General features: G+C 53.2%; 13 protein-coding genes. 12 read left to right on the forward strand and 1 reads right to left on the reverse strand.

All coding sequences use genetic code 11. The features are described from left to right. The first annotated feature begins 64 nt into the window (after positions 1-64). On the forward strand, positions 65-646 hold the full coding sequence (gene dcd / locus AC4PCC_RS07045) for a dCTP deaminase (RefSeq protein ID WP_067708487.1): 582 nt from the start codon (positions 65-67) through the stop codon (positions 644-646). 23 nt (positions 647-669) lie between these two features. Further along, positions 670-2,511, forward strand: a complete 1,842-nt coding sequence (gene asmA, locus AC4PCC_RS07050) for an outer membrane assembly protein AsmA (RefSeq protein WP_492126864.1) — start codon at positions 670-672, stop codon at positions 2,509-2,511. A 126-nt stretch (positions 2,512-2,637) separates the two neighbouring features. Here asmA and AC4PCC_RS07055 read toward each other — a convergent pair whose 3' ends face one another. Further along, complete coding sequence (locus AC4PCC_RS07055) at positions 2,638-4,215, reverse strand: TerC family protein (RefSeq protein WP_492127464.1); 1,578 nt, start codon at positions 4,213-4,215, stop codon at positions 2,638-2,640. An 802-nt stretch (positions 4,216-5,017) separates the two neighbouring features. On the opposite strand from AC4PCC_RS07055, the gene wbaP reads away from it, so the two are divergent. The 10 genes from wbaP to wcaK all read left to right on the forward strand — a co-directional run bounded on the left by wbaP (position 5,018) and on the right by wcaK (position 18,454). Next, the gene (gene wbaP / locus AC4PCC_RS07060; protein WP_067708484.1) at positions 5,018-6,451 is read left to right on the forward strand and encodes an undecaprenyl-phosphate galactose phosphotransferase WbaP; all 1,434 of its coding nucleotides are present in this window, start codon (positions 5,018-5,020) and stop codon (positions 6,449-6,451) included. Positions 6,452-6,739: 288 nt separating this feature from the next. Beyond that, positions 6,740-7,873 (forward strand): polysaccharide export protein, encoded by a 1,134-nt coding sequence (locus AC4PCC_RS07065; RefSeq protein ID WP_067708480.1) that lies wholly within the window; start codon positions 6,740-6,742, stop codon positions 7,871-7,873. 15 nt (positions 7,874-7,888) lie between these two features. After that, positions 7,889-8,323: an arsenate reductase/protein-tyrosine-phosphatase family protein gene (locus AC4PCC_RS07070; protein WP_492126865.1), complete on the forward strand. Its 435-nt coding sequence runs from the start codon at positions 7,889-7,891 to the stop codon at positions 8,321-8,323. A 12-nt stretch (positions 8,324-8,335) separates the two neighbouring features. Beyond that, entirely contained in the window at positions 8,336-10,516 is a 2,181-nt protein-coding gene (wzc, locus tag AC4PCC_RS07075; protein WP_492126866.1) for a tyrosine-protein kinase Wzc, read from the forward strand. A 97-nt stretch (positions 10,517-10,613) separates the two neighbouring features. After that, positions 10,614-11,519 (forward strand): glycosyltransferase family 2 protein, encoded by a 906-nt coding sequence (locus AC4PCC_RS07080; RefSeq protein ID WP_492126867.1) that lies wholly within the window; start codon positions 10,614-10,616, stop codon positions 11,517-11,519. A 41-nt stretch (positions 11,520-11,560) separates the two neighbouring features. Next, complete coding sequence (locus AC4PCC_RS07085) at positions 11,561-12,685, forward strand: EpsG family protein (protein ID WP_492126868.1); 1,125 nt, start codon at positions 11,561-11,563, stop codon at positions 12,683-12,685. 128 nt (positions 12,686-12,813) lie between these two features. Beyond that, positions 12,814-13,566: a glycosyltransferase family 2 protein gene (locus AC4PCC_RS07090; protein WP_067708462.1), complete on the forward strand. Its 753-nt coding sequence runs from the start codon at positions 12,814-12,816 to the stop codon at positions 13,564-13,566. Between the two features lie 110 nt (positions 13,567-13,676). After that, the gene (locus AC4PCC_RS07095) at positions 13,677-14,711 is read left to right on the forward strand and encodes a glycosyltransferase (protein WP_492126869.1); all 1,035 of its coding nucleotides are present in this window, start codon (positions 13,677-13,679) and stop codon (positions 14,709-14,711) included. An 85-nt stretch (positions 14,712-14,796) separates the two neighbouring features. After that, positions 14,797-17,013 (forward strand): phage tailspike protein, encoded by a 2,217-nt coding sequence (locus tag AC4PCC_RS07100; protein WP_067708456.1) that lies wholly within the window; start codon positions 14,797-14,799, stop codon positions 17,011-17,013. 190 nt (positions 17,014-17,203) lie between these two features. Next, complete coding sequence (gene wcaK, locus AC4PCC_RS07105; RefSeq protein WP_492126870.1) at positions 17,204-18,454, forward strand: colanic acid biosynthesis pyruvyl transferase WcaK; 1,251 nt, start codon at positions 17,204-17,206, stop codon at positions 18,452-18,454. Positions 18,455-18,457: the final 3 nt, after the last annotated feature.

Here is an 18,457-nt window from a genome sequence, read left to right on the forward strand (position 1 = left end):
GAAGCGCACCTGTCCCAGCCTTCCTGCCAGTTTTAGCCCATTCAGACCTAGTGGAGACGCCACCATGAGATTATGCGACAGCGACATTGAAGCCTGGCTCGACAGCGGGCAGCTTGACATTGCGCCGCGCCCACCGGTTGAACGCATTAACGGAGCCACCGTGGATGTGCGCCTGGGCAACCAGTTTCGGACCTTTCGTGGACACACGGCCGCCTTTATTGATCTGAGCGGCCCTAAGGATGAGGTGAGTGCCGCGCTGGATCGCGTCATGAGCGATGAGATCGTGCTGCCGGAAGGCGAAGCTTTCTATCTTCATCCCGGCGAGCTGGCGCTGGCGGTCACGCTTGAGTCCGTGACCCTGCCGGATAACCTGGTCGGCTGGCTGGATGGCCGCTCCTCGCTGGCGCGCCTCGGCCTGATGGTGCACGTGACGGCGCACCGTATCGATCCCGGCTGGCAGGGACGTATCGTGCTTGAGTTCTATAATTCAGGTAAGCTGCCTCTGGCGCTACGTCCGGGTATGCTGATTGGCGCACTGAGTTTTGAACCGCTTTCAGGACCGGCGGCCCGACCCTATAACCGTCGGCAGGACGCGAAATATAAGGGTCAGCAGGGCGCTGATGCCAGCCGTATCGACAAAGATTAAGTCTCAGGCACTGAGGGGAAGGCATGAAAAGATTCATTACCACGCTGGCCATTTTGCTGGTGGTGATAGTAGCCGGAATGACTGCGCTGGTATTGCTGATCAATCCTAACGACTTTCGCACCTATATGACCAGCCAGGTGGAACAGCGTAGCGGCTACCGGCTGGCACTGAATGGCGATCTGCGCTGGCACGTCTGGCCACAGCTAAGCATTCTGTCGGGGCCGATGAGCCTGACTGCGCCCGGGGCCGCACAGCCGGTGGTCAGCGCGGAAAATATGCGTCTGGACGTGCACCTTCTCCCTCTTCTCTCTCACCAGCTGTCGGTTAAGCAGGTGATGCTAAAAGGCGCGGTTATCCGTATGACGCCCGACAGCGACAGTCAGCAGCCCGCGAATACGCCGATGGCGCCCCGGGATAGCCGTCCGCCGGAAACCAGCCGGGGATGGAAGTTTGATATTGACGAACTGCGCATGGCAGACAGCCTGCTGATCTGGCAGCAAAGCAATGGCGAGCAAATTAATTTCCGCGATCTGAATTTTCAGCTCTCCCAGAACAGGCAGAAACAGGCACATCTGGATCTGAGCAGTCGCATCAGTCGCGATCAGCGCGAACTGCTGGTGCATGTTAACGCGGATACGGATATGAGCCGCTATCCCGGGCAGTTCTCAGCGACCATTAATCAGCTTGACTACCAGCTCACCGGCGCGGATTTGCCGACCAACGGCGTGAAGGGTCAGGCAAATATGCAGCTGAGCTGGCAGGGTGACAGCCAGGCGTTCAGCCTGAAAAACCTTTCGCTGCAGGCGAACGACAGTCAGCTGACGGGAAGCGTCAGCGGCACGCTGGCCGAACGTCCAAAGCTCGATATTAATTTACACTCTCCCTCGCTGAACATGGATTCCCTGCTGGGGCTGACGCTTAATGGCAGTAACGGCAGCCAGGGCATACAGGCCCAGCGCGCCGCTCCCGGACCGGTTATTGCCCAGCCCGCCCAGCGGAGTAATGCCGATTCACCGTTAAATGCGCTGGACGGCAGCCTTAATCTCACCGTCGACAAAATGCGCTGGCGCGGGATGGACCTGGATCAGGTGCAGGTTGATGCGGCCAGTCAGCAGGGCATTCTGAATCTCACTACCCTGCGCGGCAAGGTTGGTGAGGGAGAGTTCTCGCTGCCGGGGCGCATAGATGTGGCAAATGCCGTGTCGGCTATCGCCTTTCAGCCGGTACTCAGTGATATTCCCGTGGCGCCACTGTTGCAGGCGTTTGACCTTCCGGCATCGCTGAGTGGAAACCTCAGCCTGACCGGGAATTTCAGCGGAACAGGCCTGTCAGTGCGTTCGTTCCGGCACGACTGGCAGGGCAGGGCGGACGTCAGCCTGTCGGATGCCCAGATGGCGGGGCTTAACTTTCAGCAGATGATCCAGCGTGCGGTTGAGCGTAGCAGCGATCGCGTGCGCGGGCCGTCTGACCATCCGGCAGGTAGCGCACTGCAGCATATCACCGCCGGCGCCACGCTCAATAAGGGCCTGTTGGCCTTTGATTCGCTAAAGGGCACCTCGTCGATGCTGAACTACAGCGGCGAGGGGGGGGTGAACCTGGCAAACCAGCAGGCGGATATGACGTTTGGTATCACAGTGACGCAGGGCTGGCAGGGTGATGACGAGATCGTCCGGCGCCTGCAACAAACCCCCGTGCCGCTACGCGTTTACGGGCCCTGGTCGGCGCTGAATTACTCATTGCAGATTGATCAGGTGCTGCGACAGCAGCTACAGGATGAGGCGAAAAAACGTTTGCAGCAGTGGGCCGATCGTAATCAGAACAGCGATAAGCGCGGATCCGTGCAGAAGCTGATTAAGGATTTATAAACGAGGCCGGGAGGGAGGGATCCCCCGGCCCTGCTTTACGCCATTCTCTGGACCTGGAGCGCGTATCTGAGAAGGGTTTCGTTGCCTCGATCCTGACGCTGAGAAACCTATTCCACTCCCCGAAGCCTATACCTCGTAATCTTCTTCGCTGACGGCCAGCGGAACAATCTGCACCTTCTGCACCCGATGGCTGTCAACCTGAAGGATACGGAACAGCGTGTCGCCGATCTGAATCTCATCTCCTGCCTGCGGCACCCGTTGCATATGCTCCATCAGTAATCCTGCCAGGGTATGATAATCGCGCTTCTCATCAATTGGCAGCGCCATGTACATGACCAAATCGTCCAGCGGCATATGACCATTTGCCGTCCAGCTGCCATCGACGTTTTGCTGAATGTCGTAGCGGGGATCGCTATTCTCCCCCTCATTGGGTAAATTCCCGGCAATGGTTTCCATCACGTCGCTCAGCGTCACGACGCCTTCTATCGAACCAAATTCATCCGCGACAAAAGCGAAGTGGGTTCGCGCGTTGCGAAACTGCTCCAGCGCAGGCAGCAGGGTAAGCTGTTCCGGAAACACCAGCGGCTGACGTACCAGCGCGCGGATATCCAGGCTGTTGCCGTGCAGCGCCTGCTGCAACAGATCGATAACATGAACCACGCCCAGAGGGTCGTCACTGTTATCCGTGACCACCAGCCGCGTATGCTGATTACTGTCCAGCAGCGCCATTATCTTCTCCGGCGATTCGCCGAGGTCGACGTGCTCCACGTCGTGGCGGGAGGTCATGATGCTGCTGACGGTGCGCTGTCCCATGCCCAGTACGCGGGCAATCATCATTCGCTCCTGCTTGTTGAAGATGGCCTGGTTTTCAGCGGAGTCGGGTGCCAGAGACGCAGTTTCGCTGTCCAGCTCGCTGCGGTCAGGGTCGCCCCGCAGCAGGCGAAGCACCGCTTCTGCCGTACGCTTACGCAGCGGAGATTTCGCAGACAGGAAACGCCGCCGGTTAAACTGCGCCAGCTGATTAAGCGCCTCAATAATGATTGAAAAGCCAATGGCCGCGTAGAGATAGCCTTTAGGGATGGCATAACCAAAGCCGTCCGCCACCAGGCTAAAGCCAATCATCAGCAGAAAGCTCAGGCACAGAATCACGATGGTGGGGTGCGCATTGACGAAACGCGTCAGCGGCTTGCTGGCCAGCAGCATCAGGAAAATGGCAATGATCACTGCCGCCATCATCACGGCCAGGCTGTCGACCATGCCCACGGCGGTAATGACCGAGTCCAGCGAGAACACCGCATCCAGCACCACGATCTGCGCCACTACCGGCCAGAATTTAGCCCCACGCTTTTGTGGATTTTCGTCTGCATCCTTTCCCTCCAGACGCTCGTTCAGCTCCATGGTGGCTTTGAACAGCAGAAAAACCCCGCCCGTGAGCATAATCAGGTCCCGTGCACTAAATGGGTGACCGGCAAGGGTAAACAGCGGCGTGATTAAAGACGAAAGCCATGAAATGGACGCCAGCAGCAGCAAACGCATCACCAGCGCCAGCAGCAGCCCGGTTATGCGCGCTTTGTCGCGCAGGGCAGGGGGGAGCTTTTCAGCAAGAATGGCAATAAAAACAAGGTTATCGATGCCCAGTACCAGTTCCAGCACAATAAGCGTCACCAGCCCGGCCCACACAGACGGATCGACGATCCATTCCAACATTAGATACTCACCCAATCGGCGTTAAGAAATTTTTATGATGATAGTGAATCCTGATCAATACCACAAATAAACCCATCAGCGGCGGAAGCTGGCTCTGATAAATAACCACGGCAGGGATAATCATCAAATGAAATCACTCTGTCGCGCCATTACCAATTAGCGTACGCACGCTTTTCAAGATTATTCGTATAGGTGGGTAAAGCAATCTGGTAGATACTTAACGGGTGGAGAGAAAGTGTTCAGGATTAATCTTAGTCCCACAGGGAGTAAATCTCAATTTCAACCACAGGGGATACAGGATATGTGCGCGACAGTCTGGCAGCAAAGGTAGTCTTAATCCTAAAAGACAGTGCGGGCGGGGAGAGACTCTTGTAAACAGGCCATTTATAACTAGTATAGCAACGTGTTAGGAAATGTCTGTGGTTATGTGGCAAAACGGCATTTCGATGTTCTTTTTTGCGAACATACGCACATTAAGACGAAACACGTTAGCCTGCCGCTCAGAGAGGACAGGATAAAACCAACAAAATATGAGCGTTACAGCGCATTGGCAGCTACAAGCCAGGGGCGGTAGCGTGTCCGGAGAGGGCTTTTAGCTCCGTTCAATTCTCTTGTGACCCGTCATGTGTTGTTGATTTTACATGTCAATTCTCTGCTGCAACGTCAGTTAAGATGACCTTTTACACGACTCCCAAATACGTTTTCTGTGTAATAAATGACGTGATTAAAAAACACGCAATTATTTCCAGTGATGGAATTAATAAAGCACAGGCTTTCGAAAAATAATTAAGAGTTAACTATGCGCGATATTGAATACACCTTCAAAGGGTTGTTGATTAAACTGTCACTGGCTCTCTCAGATCTCATTTTATTTAATGCCTCTTTATTTATTGCTATCCTGCTGATTAAAGCGTTTCCAGGCCATATGCTGGAAGATATTTCCTCGCAGGATCTTCATTTAAAAATTGCCACACACATCATCCTCTCAATAGTTTGTATTGGCTGGTTCTGGGTGCGTCTGCGACACTACACCTATCGCAAGCCTTTCTGGTTTGAATTAAAAGAGATCTTCAAAAGCATTTTGATTTTCTCGGTGATTGACCTTTCCATTACCGCCCTCTCGAAGTGGGATATGTCACGCTGGATTTGGGTGATGACCTGGTTATTAGCACTGGTACTGATCCCGATTGGTCGTGCACTGGTCAAGCGCGTGCTTAATCACTACGGGCTGTGGAAAAAACAGTCGATCATTATCGGTAGCGGCAAGAACGCCGAGGAAGCCTGGCTGGCGCTGCAAAGCGAAGAAGTGATGGGCTTTGACGTCGTCGCGTTCTACGATGTTGATAACACCACTCCCGCACTTGCTCTGTTTGGCGTACCCGTTATTCGTGATGAAGAGTCGCTGTGGCAGAGAGTGAACAGCGAAACGCAGTTCATCGTCGCGGTGGAGTACGAACAGAGTCAGTATCGCGACCTCTGGCTGAAGAATCTCGCCAAGCACAACTGCCGTTCCGTTTCGGTTATCCCTTCCCTGCGCGGCGTTCCCCTTTATGGTACGGACATGGCCTATATTTTCAGCCATGAAGTGATGATCCTGCGCGTCAGCAATAATCTGGCTAAGCGTACATCCCGCATCCTGAAGCGTGCGTTCGACCTGGTCGGGGCGCTGGGGATTATTACCATGCTGATGCCTGCGCTGGCCGTACTGATCTTTATGGTGGCGCGCGACGGCGGTAAACCTATCTATGGCCATGAGCGTGTCGGGATGAATGGGCGCAAGTTCAAGTGCCTTAAATTCCGCTCAATGGTAGTGAATTCGAAGGAAGTGCTGGAAGAAGTGCTGCGCACCGATCCCGTGGCCCGCGCCGAATGGGACAAAGACTTTAAGCTGAAAAACGATCCACGCATTACGCGTATCGGCCACTTTATCCGTAAAACCAGCCTGGATGAGCTGCCGCAGCTGTGGAACGTGGTGCGCGGAGATATGAGTCTGGTCGGGCCGCGTCCGGTTATCGAAGATGAACTGGAGCGCTACGCCGGTGACGTTGACTACTACTTTATGGCAAAACCGGGTATGACCGGCCTCTGGCAGGTCAGCGGGCGTAACGATGTTGATTATGAAACACGCGTTTATTTTGACTCCTGGTACGTCAAAAACTGGTCGCTGTGGAATGATATCGCCATTCTGTTCAAAACCATCGGCGTTGTTTTAAAACGTGATGGTGCCTATTGATTCACGGGGTTACCCGTCAATCGGGAGCAGGTCGCAAGGCCTGTTTCTGTATTACCAGCGTCTTTTGACTGTTAACTGTCATTGACTTGCTAGCTAAACAAACTTTTTTATTGACGAATGTTAAGCGTCGGTTTTAATCAAACCGGCAAGGCATAAAAGGATAGGGAGTTAATTAAAATGACTGACAGTTACAGCGCCTGATGTGAGACTCACTTTATAACTTTTGCATGACGCTACACAGCGGCGGATTCGCCACTATCAATCAAATTACTGATAGCGATGAGATAGATGATTACAATCAAAACGAAATTGATACCCCTGATGGTATCAGCAGCTCTTCTGTCCGGATGTACTATTGCACCGGGCTCTGGTCTTTCCACCAGCGGAAAAGACGTTATTAAGCAACAAGACAGCGATTTTGATATTGATAAGTACGTTAACGTCTTCCCTCTGACGCCGGGCCTGGTGGAGCAGATGCGTCCGCAGCCCGTGGTTGCCCAGCCGAACAGCGGCCTGCAAAATGAGTTGCAGAACTATGAGTACCGGATCGGCATTGGCGATGTCCTGACCGTTACCGTCTGGGATCACCCAGAGCTGACCACCCCTGCCGGTCAGTACCGCAGCGCCAGCGATACCGGCAACTGGGTTCACTCTGACGGCACCATCTTCTATCCTTATATTGGTCGCGTCCGCGTAGCAGGCCGTACCGTACAGCAGGTTCGTGATGAAATCTCGAACCGCCTGGCACAGTATATTGAAAGCCCGCAGGTTGACGTCAGCGTGGCCTCGTTTAAATCGCAGAAAGCCTACGTGACGGGTGAAGTCACCACGTCCGGCCAGCAGGCGATTACCAACGTCCCCTTAACGATCCTTGATGCCGTTAACGCAGCAGGAGGTCTGACGCAGAACGCCGACTGGCGTAACGTCGTCCTCACTCACAATGGCAAAGAGATCCCCGTTTCTCTCCAGGCGCTGATGCAAAACGGCGACCTGTCGCAAAACCATCTGCTCTACCCTGGCGACATTCTCTACATTCCGCGCAATGACGATCTGAAGGTCTTTGTGATGGGTGAAGTGAAACAGCAGGCCACGCTGAAAATGGACCGCAGCGGCATGACGCTGGCTGAAGCGCTGGGCAGCGCGCAGGGCATGGATCAGACGACGGCTAATGCTACTGGTGTATTCGTTATTCGCGCCATCAAAGGGCAGAACCGCAGCAAGATCGCCAATATTTATCAGCTGAATACTAAAGACGCCTCGGCGATGGTGATGGGTTCCGAATTCCAGCTCCAGCCTTATGACATCGTCTATGTGACCGCGACGCCTCTGGCGAACTGGAACCGTGTTATTTCACAGCTGGTCCCAACCATTAGCGGCCTCTACGATGCGACGCGCAACGTACAGACTATTCATAACTGGTAATTCTCCGGGAACATTATGATTAATTCGATCTTAGTGGTCTGCGTCGGCAATATCTGCCGCTCTCCAACCGGGGAGCGGCTGCTGAAAGCGGCGCTGCCCGATAAAAAGATTGCCTCTGCGGGCCTTAGCGCAATGACGGGCTATGCGGCTGACGGTACGGCAAGCAGCGTTGCCAGCGAACATGGCCTGTCGCTGGATGGCCACGTGGCTCAGCAGCTCACCTCGGGCATGTGCCGGGATTACGACCTGATTCTGGTGATGGAAAAAAGACATGTGGATCAGGTCAATCGTATTAACCCCTCCGTACGCGGCAAGACCATGTTGTTTGGTCACTGGCTTAACCAGCAGGAGATAGCGGATCCCTACAAGAAAAGCCGCGAAGCCTTTGAAGCTGTGTACGGATTACTCGAAAACGCTGCCCAGAAATGGGTCAACGCATTAAGCCGATAGTTGGGATTATCCATGAATATAAAAAGTAAGGTACCGTCTGCGCCGAAAGAGGAATCTAACGGATGGGATTTGGCGCATCTGGTGGGGCAGCTGATTGACCATCGTTGGGTAATTGTGGCCGTCACAGCGCTGTTTATGCTGCTGGGTACGCTGTACAGCCTGTTTGCCACGCCAATCTACAGCGCCGACGCGATGGTGCAGGTGGAAGACAAAAATTCCAATACCGTGCTGAACGACCTGACGCAGATGATGCCGAACGCGCAGCCGATGTCCGCCACGGAAGTGGAGATCGTCACCTCACGTATGGTGGTGGGTAAAACCGTTCACGATCTGGGGCTGGACGTGCTGGTTCAGCAAAACTACCTGCCGGTGATTGGTAAAGGCCTGTCCCGCATTATGGGCAATAAGCCGGGTCAGCTTGAGATCCCCCAGCTTACCGTACCGACCGACTGGGAAAAGCGTGAACTCGAGGTTGAGGTTAACGGCCCGGACAGCTACACCGTTAGCAAAGACGGTAAAGAGCTGTTTAAAGGTAAAGTAGGCCAGCTGGAAAATCATAATGGCGTGAGTATGCTGGTCAGCGGCATCCAGCAGGTTGATAAAGGGACCGACTTCACGGTCACCAAACTGTCGGACCTGCAGGCGATCAAACTGGTGACCGATAATCTGGCGGTAGCGGATAAAGGTAAAGACACTGGCGTACTGGGTCTGACCTACACCGGCGAAGATCCAGTATTGATCAGTAAAGTTCTGAATCAACTGATCGATAACTATGTGGGTCAGAATATTGACCGCAAATCCGCGGAAGCTCAGAAGAGCCTTGAGTTCCTGAAGGTGCAGCTGCCGGACGTGCGTGAAAAACTTGATGCCGCGGAAGATAAGCTTAACAGCTATCGTCGCCAGAATGATTCAGTCGATATGTCGCTTGAAGCGAAATCTGCGCTGGATTCATCGGTCAGCATCCAGAGCCAGCTTAACGAGCTGACCTTTAAGGAAGCCGAAGTTTCTCAGCTGTTCACCAAGGATCACCCAACCTACCGCGCGCTGCTGGAAAAACGCCAGACGCTGGAAAATCAGCAGAAGCAGCTGAACCAGAAAATTGGTCAGATGCCGCAGACCCAGCAGGAAATCGTGCGTCTGACGCGTGACGTTCAGTCCGGTCAGGAGATCTACATGCAGCTGCTGAATCGTCAGCAGGAACTGAACATCAGCAAAGCCAGCACCGTCGGCGATGTTCGCGTCGTTGACCATGCGGAAACGGCAGGCAGCCCGGTTGCACCGAAGAAGATGCTGCTGATCCTTGCCAGCATGATGTTAGGTCTGGTGGTTTCCGTCGGCTATATCCTGCTGAAAGCGCTGTTCCACCACGGCATCGACAGCCCGGATCAGCTGGAAGAGCAGGGTATGAACGTTTATGCGAGCGTCCCACTGTCTGAATGGCAGCGTAAGAAGGATACGGAAGCGCTGACGAAGCGCGGTCTGGGCAAAACCGACCCGCATAACACGCTGCTGGCGCTGGGTAACCCGACTGACCTGTCAATCGAAGCGATCCGCAGCCTGCGTACCAGCCTGCACTTTGCGATGATGGAAGCGAAAAACAACATTCTGATGATTACCGGCGCCAGCCCGGGTATTGGTAAAACCTTTATCTGTTCAAACCTGGCGACGCTGGTGGCGAAAGCCGGTCAGAAAGTGCTCTTTATTGATGGTGATATGCGCCGTGGCTATACCCACGAACTGTTAGGGGCAAGCAGCAAAACGGGCCTGTCCAACATTCTGTCGGGTAAAACGCCGTTCACCACCGAACTGATCCAGCAGGGCGCTTACGGATTTGATTTCCTGCCGCGTGGACAGGTGCCACCTAACCCGTCCGAGCTGCTGATGCATAACCGTATGCAGGAGCTGCTGGCATGGGCGAGCAAGAACTACGATTTGGTGCTGATTGATACGCCACCGATTCTGGCGGTGACCGATGCTTCGGTTATCGGCAAGATGGCCGGTACCTCGCTGATGGTGGCGCGTTTTGAAACCAACACCCTGAAAGAGCTGGATATCAGCTATAAGCGCTTTGCCCAGAACGGCATTGAGATTAAAGGTGTGATCCTTAACGCCGTGGTGCGTAAAGCGGCTAACGCCTATGGATACGGCTACGACTATTACGATTACAGCTACAAGCAGGATGCGAAAAGCTAGCGGAGTGCGATGACCTTCCCATCTGAGGGAAGGTCACTTTACTTCCGATAGCGTGGCGATTAAGGCCGTTTCTTTTAGACGTTTAAAGGTGCCTGCAATGAAGGATATTTTCTTTTCGATAGTTATTCCTGCATACAATGCATCTGAATCTATCGTAACCACATTAGATTGCGTGGCTGCGCAGACCTGGCAAAACTTTGAGGTCATCATTGTTGATGACAAATCCAGCGACGCGGATAAGTTAGCCGCGGTAGTGCAGTCGGAAAAATACAGTAAGCTCAAAATCAACCTCGTGCTGTCGCAGGAAAAACTGAATGGCTCGGGTGCCCGTAATAAAGGCATTGAGCTGGCGACCGGGGATTACATCAGCTTCCTGGATGCGGATGATGAGTGGCACCACGACAAGCTGCTGGAGTCGGTGAAAACCATTCAGCGACTGGAAGCCGAGGGTCGCCAGAAGAGCATCATTTTCAGCCAGGTCAATATCATCCAGGATGGTCATTTCCTGAAGGTGATGCCGATGCAGCGACCAGGCCGCAACGAGACGGTGGCGGAATATCTGTTTGGCTGTTACGGCTTTATTCAGACCAGTACCCTGGTGATGAAGCGCGAATATGCCGAAGATATTCGCTTCGACACCCGCTATATTCGCCATCAGGATTATGATTTCTGCATCCGTGCAGACAAAAAGGGCTATGAGTTCGTGATGATTGAGCAGCCTCTGGCTAACTATCATCTGATCACTCAATTTGGGTCTAAACATAAGGGCGAGTCGGTTAACTACTCACTTTTCTGGCTGGATACCATGAAGCCTTATCTCACCCAGCGCGATATCAATACTTATAAAGCGTATAAGCTGCCGCTGAGATACAAAATGGATGGCAAGTCTCTCCAGGCCAGCGTGAGTTTTATTCGCTACTTTTTCTTAACAAATAAAGATAACCGTACCTACTTTATCAATCGTTTGAAGGATAAAGTCAGCCAGCGGTTCGGTAGAAAATAGCGTTATCTTCCGCCAGGAAAGATAGCGCGGTGGGGAAAAGAATGGCGATATACTGGATAATTAGCTACACACTGCTCATTTTTTGTCTTTTTGAGCTGGCAACCATTGGCCAGCTGACGCAGCCTAAAATGCAAAGGGTAGTGACCTATTTCTTCTTTATCGGTGCGGTTGGCCTGATCCTTTTCGCCGGGATGAGGGGACCCGGTTCCGGGATTGATGACTGGCAATATCTGGGCTTTTTCCACGACTTTTCCCGTCAGACGGAAATGAGTGGTTATCAGACCGTAGCCAACGTTTATCGGTACGAAAATCTGTTTATGCTGCTGGCGTGGGTGCTGTCATGGTTTACCCAGCAGAGCTACTACTTCCTGTTGTTCATTGCATTTATCGCGGTATCGACCAACGCGTGGATCTATAAAAAATATTCGCCGCTGATTCTGTGTTCGCTCTGTCTCTATTCTGCGCACCTGTTTATCAATAAGGATATGAACCAGATCCGCTTCGGTCTTTCCAGCGCTTTCGCGGTGGCCTGCATCTGCTCCGCCGCGGGACGGAAATACCTGCTGGCGATTATTTTTCTGGTGCTCAGTTCGCAGTCGCACTCAACCGGCTATGCCGTGCTAATGGTGACGCCGTTCCTGTTCCTGAAAGAGCGTAAATACTTTGGCCTGGCGATGGTGATTGCCGCTATTCCACTGGGGATAGTCGGCGGTAAAAGGCTGTTTCTTGACTCGCTGGGGATCGTACCGGTGATCGGTGACAGGGCCATGGGCTACAGCGGGACCAACTTTGACGTCGCCTCGCCGGTTTTCGGTCTGGCGAACTTAAAGAACATCGCCTTTATTGCCTTTTTTACGGTGGTCTACTTCCGCAACTCCATCACGGAAAAAGATCGCCTGGCCTACCTGCTGTTTATCGCTTACTCCGCTGGTGCGGCCGTCCGTATCGTCTTCTCAGACTTCTCGATTCTGGGAGGCAGGGTGGGGAACCTGTTCCTGCACTGTGAGCCACTGCTGCTGGCCTTCCTGATGCTGCGTATCAGGAACGTGATCCTCAACTTCGCGCTGCTGTTTGCCATGACGTCCTACTATCTGGCTTATAACACCATCCTGTCCGTACAGTCGATCGACGGCTACAGCGTTGCACCACTCTTCAGGCTTTTCTGATTAACTGGCCAGGGTTCCCCTGGCCGTCTTACGTATAACCCTTTTAATCGTTCAGTTTGCAGCGATGCTGACTGCCGTCCCTTGCCCCGGCAGGGCTGGCTTTTAACGATTCAGATTCAGGATATCAGATGAACAATCAAATCGGCACGGTGGGCATCATCATCCCCATGTACAATGCGCACAGCACGGTCCTGCGGGCGGTACAATCGGTACTTGATCAAACCTGGACGGACTGGCGCATCTATCTGATTAATGATAAATCGACCGATGACTCGCTGGCGCTGGTGCAGGAGCACTGCCGGGATCCGCGTATTACCCTGCTCAATAATGAGGTCAATCTCGGCGCGGCCGAAACCCGTAACGTTGGCCTGCGCGCCGCAAAAGAGGAGTTTATCGCTTTTCTGGACAGCGATGATGAATGGCAGCGCGATAAACTGATGCTTCAGGTTCAGGCCCTGGCAGCGGGTGACGATCTGGTCATCTCGCATTATGGCTACAACTCCCGCACCAAATCCTACAGCGTCACTTACAACAAGCCCTTGCTGATGAAAGACAGCTTTGTGAAAAAGCAGTTTCGTATCTGTTTTTCCTCCGTCTGCTACCGACGACCCGCGCGCAGTATCTATTTTCAGAAAAAAGGTCATGAGGACTTTTTGTTCCTGTATGAGCTCTTTGAACAGTACCGGCAGGCTCGCGTAATTAATAAGGAACTGGTTGTTTACTATGAGCTGGGTGATTCACTTTCGCGTAATAAAAACAAAGCGGCGAAGTGGCACCTCGACTTATTAAGATTTATCTATAAAAACAATCCACTAAAAGTGTATTACTATTACGTCTGGTACATGGTTAACGGGGTTTTGTTCGCGCTGAAGCACAGATAGCGTTGCAGACTGAAACGTTTCAGTTGGGCACAGGCTAAGCCCGCCTGGTGCGAAAATTCTTTGTAGCACCAGGTATTTAACATTGATGTGATTAAGGTGATGACTTCGCGATGAAAAAAATAGTGCTGGTGATTAAAGACGCCTACTCCTATGCCGGAACGGAAAACATTTGCAACTTTATGTCCGAATGTCTGGGCGATGCGCATCAGGTGACCGTCTATTCGCTGGAAGGATCCGGTCAGCCCTTTTATCCGTTTGAAAAAGTGAAAGAGATCGTCAGCTTTGCCGGCGTGAAGAATCCTATTCGCAGTGCGGTGCAGCGCATTAATCAGGAAGGGTTTGATGCGGTTTTCCTGATCAGTATGGGACGCCTGAGCGTGATGTTTGCTCTCTACAGCCTGCTGGCGCGCAAAAAGAAAACGTCAAAGGCCTACGCCTGCGAGCATATTGCGATTAACTCTTTCGGCAAGCCGATCAAATTCCTCAAGTACCTCTTTTTACGCTATTACGACCGCGTCATCGTGCTGACCGACAAAGACCGCAGCGTCTTTACCCGCTGGGGCATCGCCAGCCAGACTATCCCCAACCCCGTGGTGTATAAAAATCATCAGCGCAGCGTGCGGCACCGCCAGGCGCTGGCGGTTGGCCGTCTCGATCATCAGAAAGGCTTCGACCTGCTGCTGGACGTCTGGCAGGGCTTTGCCGCCACCAACCCTGACTGGAAGCTGGTGATTGCGGGCGACGGTGAGTTAAAAAGCGAACTGTTGGCCAAAGCGGCGACGCTTAAGATTACCGACAGCGTTAACTTCGTCGGCAAGGTATCCAACATCAACGACTACTACCGCGACAGCGATATGGCATTGATGACCTCGCGCTATGAGGGGCTACCGCTGGTGCTGCTCGAGGCCAAGTCCTGGGCGCTGCCGGTTGTCGCCTATGACTGCCCGACGGGTCCGCAGGAAATTATTAACGACAGTCAGGACGGATTTCTGGTCGCGATGAATGATCGGACCGCTTTTATTGAAAAAATGAACCAGCTCGCACATAACGATGCGCTGTTTTTTGCCATGAGCGCGAAAACAGCCGAAACCTCGCTGAAATTCGACGGCAAGGTCATTAAAGAGAGCTGGCTTTCACTGGTGTAATGTCACCGGTTTCTGGTATGCCGGGCAATGCCTTTGGGACACACATTCACGCCTCCAGGGGCACATTGACTATGGGATTCCATCAATGAAAAGAAGAGAAGTAATTACCGCATTCTCATCCATTTTCGCCGCCCTTTCGGTAAGCTCGTTCTCGAGCCAGGCTGCCAGAAAAGAGCCCGCCGTGTCGCTGAAAGAGGTACCGGTAAGCGATCTGCCTAAAGAAGACGTCCCGATCCTGACGCCTGAAAATATCTACACCATGCCTGACCGCTTTTGGAAAAACTTCAGTGGCAAGCTGTACATTGGTAAAGTCGGCACCGATCCGACTCAGTCAGCTAACCTGACGGATGTTTTCCTGCGTAACGCCAGCGGTAAGCTCTCTAAGATTGAACAGCCTATTGCGCTCAACGAGGGGACCTTTCAGAAGTTTATCGCCGATAACGGCGCGCTGATTGCCACGCCCGCGCACTCCATGGCGGTGGTGGATGACGGCGGAAACGTTCTGTTCAATATTCCTGACGTCAGCCATCCGGGGGCAAATACCTTCAGTAAGCGCCTGTCGCAGCCCGCCGGTTACCAGCTGATTGGCGAAATCGCCTCCGTTGACGATCTGCGAAAAACGCGTCCGCTGTTCGAAGGGGCCAAGGTTAAGCTCAGCAGCTGGCATAACGGGCTGGAGCAGGGCGGTGGCGAGTTCGTCGGCAGCCTGAGCGCCGCGCCGGATGACGGCGGGGTGATTTTCTCCGGGACCGACTTCCACTGGCGGCGCGTGGTGGACGATTTCAACCGCCTGACGCTGTTTGATTTTGGTGCCATCGACGACGGTAAAACCGACGCGGCACCGGCCATCAAAGCGATGTATGCCTGGTCGCAAAAGGCCAACCAGCAGATCTGCATTCAGTTTCCCGCCGGTGACTTCTTCGTCAGCGCCTGTGATTTCTCCGGCGAGCAGACGCGCTTTTTCCGCGTCTGTGGGGCCATGGTCAACTTCGGCTACTTCCCGGCCACCAATATCGTCTCCGACGGCAAACCCGGGTTTGTTTTCCAGGTTAACGCCCGCTGGGTGGAGGTCAGCAACCTGAACTTTAACGGTCGCACCGACGTAAAAGACAACGGGCAGGGCTTCTTTAACAATACCTGCAAAGGCGGACAGTTCTTCCGCGGCGCCTGCCTGCGTTTTGTTCAGGTCGGCGGCACCTCACTCAGCCTGATGGATACGCTCGATTGTAAAATCGACCAGTGGTACGCCCTGCGCTGTACCGGCGATGTGATCAAGTCCGTCTGGTCAAACCTGCCGAAAGGTAAGTGGGACCACAGCACGGCGATCGAGCTCTCAAACTTCAATGCGCAATACTGTACCAAAGGGATGGTGCTTAACCTTGAGCGCTGCGGTCAGTCACTGATCCATAACGGCTGGATTGAGCACTCCGAACATCCGGGCAACATTTCCAACGGCCAGTGGATCATTGATGCCCTGAGCCTGGAAACCTGTCCGAATCCGCTGATAGCCCACAATTCCCGCCTGAATATGCGCCAGACCAATTTGCAGGCCGGAAGCTGGATAGACAACTCGCTGGGCGACCACGAATGGCTGAGCGCCTATGAGCGAGGCTCAACGCGCGTGGAGTCCTACGGCATCGCCGTTGACGGCAGCATGAAGTACAACTACCTGACGTCGCGCTATCGCATCATCAACAATACCAATCAGGAAAAGTGGTACGAGCTGGGCAACATCTTTACGCCCGACGTCGGCGACAACTGGGAAATCGAAATTTTCGGCCAGTCCTCCTACAGCAACGGCACCGATAAGAGCCTGCTGAACCAGGTGGTGGACGGCAAAACCACCGGCGGCAAGGCCATAATCAGCCTGCAGCGTAAAGCACATAAATTCGAAGCCAGCTGGCATGCAGAAGGGGCCAGCCCGATCCTCGACGTGATGTACGAAACGCCCTATGACACCGATACCCGCGTTTACGTCAAGCTGGCAGGCTGGCTGGCATCCGCTGGCGTACTGATGAAGTCGACCGCCCGGGACCGGTTTATGACTGGCAAATGCGCGCGGTTCGACAGCAAAATGGCCTTTGCAGATAAACCTTCAGGCGGAAATGCTCATCAGGCGCTACAGCGCTTCACCCTCCACAACGGAAAAGCCGGGATTGGGGCTAACGAGCAGGGCGATGTGCTGCTGGAATCACGGCTGTTAAAAGCTGAAGAGGTGAATACCTCACAGGCCGAAGGCTATGTGTCGATGGTGATTAACGGCAAACAGGTTGCCGTGCCTTATTTTGCATTGAAAGGGTAACAAAAAGGGGCGGCCAGAGTGCCGCCCGGCATCAGCGAGTCAGTTGGCAGGTTGCGGATCGCGGATGGATTAAGTGGCGAGGCAGTATTGATGGGTGTTCTGGCAGGTATTTTGAACAATTATACTTATTAATTAACCACTTATGGTTAGTGACGGTTTGTAAAATTACAAAAATTTTTCTGGAGTTGTTATGAAGATTTTATTAGTTGGCAATCATACATGTGGAAACCGTGGTGATGGCGCTATTTTACGCGGTCTTATTGACTCGCTTAACCTCGCAAGGAACGATCTGGACATTGATATCATCAGTCGCTATCCAACCAGCTCTGGCTACCTGCTACAGCAGACGGTCATGCCGGATGAGCTCTTTCTTGAAACAAAGAAGGGCAAAAATAGCCTGACCGATAAAATCAAACGCCGCCTGATGCCAAAAATTATGATGGCGCACATCAGCGGCAGCGGGCTGTTTAAATCGTTTGCCGTGCCAAAATATCTCCAGGAATTTACCAACCGTCTTAAGCAATACGATGCGATTATCCAGGTCGGCGGCTCATTTTTCGTTGACCTGTATGGGCCGCTCCAGTTTGAGCATTCGCTCTGCGCGCTGCTGGCAAAGAAGCCGATTTATATGATCGGGCACAGCGTCGGGCCATTCCAGAAAGAGAGATTTAACGAGATAGCCAACTTCGTTTTTTCACGCGTTAACAGCCTGGTTCTGCGTGAAAGCGTCAGTCTTGAAATGATGAAAAAGGGCAGCATCACCACGGAAAAGGTGGTCTCCGGTGCGGATACCGCCTTTCTGGTTCGCGCCCGCAGCGTTGAAAACCCCAGCCATAACCTGCAGCACTGGCAGAAGCTGATTGCCGCGAAAAAAACCGTCGCCATAACCGTGCGTGAACTGGCCCCCTTTGATAAGCGCCTGGGCGTCACGCAACAGGAGTACGAAGAGGCGTTTGCTAAGGTGATCAATGCGGTCATCGACCGGGGCTATCAGGTCGTTGCCCTCTCCACCTGCACCGGCATTGACAGCTATAACAAAGATGACCGTATGGTGGCGATGACGCTGCGCGACCGCATTGTGCAGAAAGATCAGTATCACGTCATCATGGATGAGTTTAACGACCTGGAACTGGGGATACTGCTTGGCGAATCCCATCTGACCATCGGCACCCGACTGCACTCGGCTATTATCTCCATGAACTTTGGCACCCCCGCCGTGGCAATCAACTATGAGCACAAATCTCTGGGTGTGATGAACCAGCTGGGTCTGCCAGAGATGGCAACGGATGTGAAAAGCCTGATGGATGGCAGCATCATCACCCGGGTTAACAGCATTCTGGACAATTACGACGCCGTAAAACAGCAGGTTGACCTCGCAGTTGAGCAGGAGAGAGTTCTGGGTAACAACATTACCGCAGACGTCGTCAGACATTTAGGGTGAACC

This window comes from Erwinia sp. L03-1, from assembly GCF_058686115.1.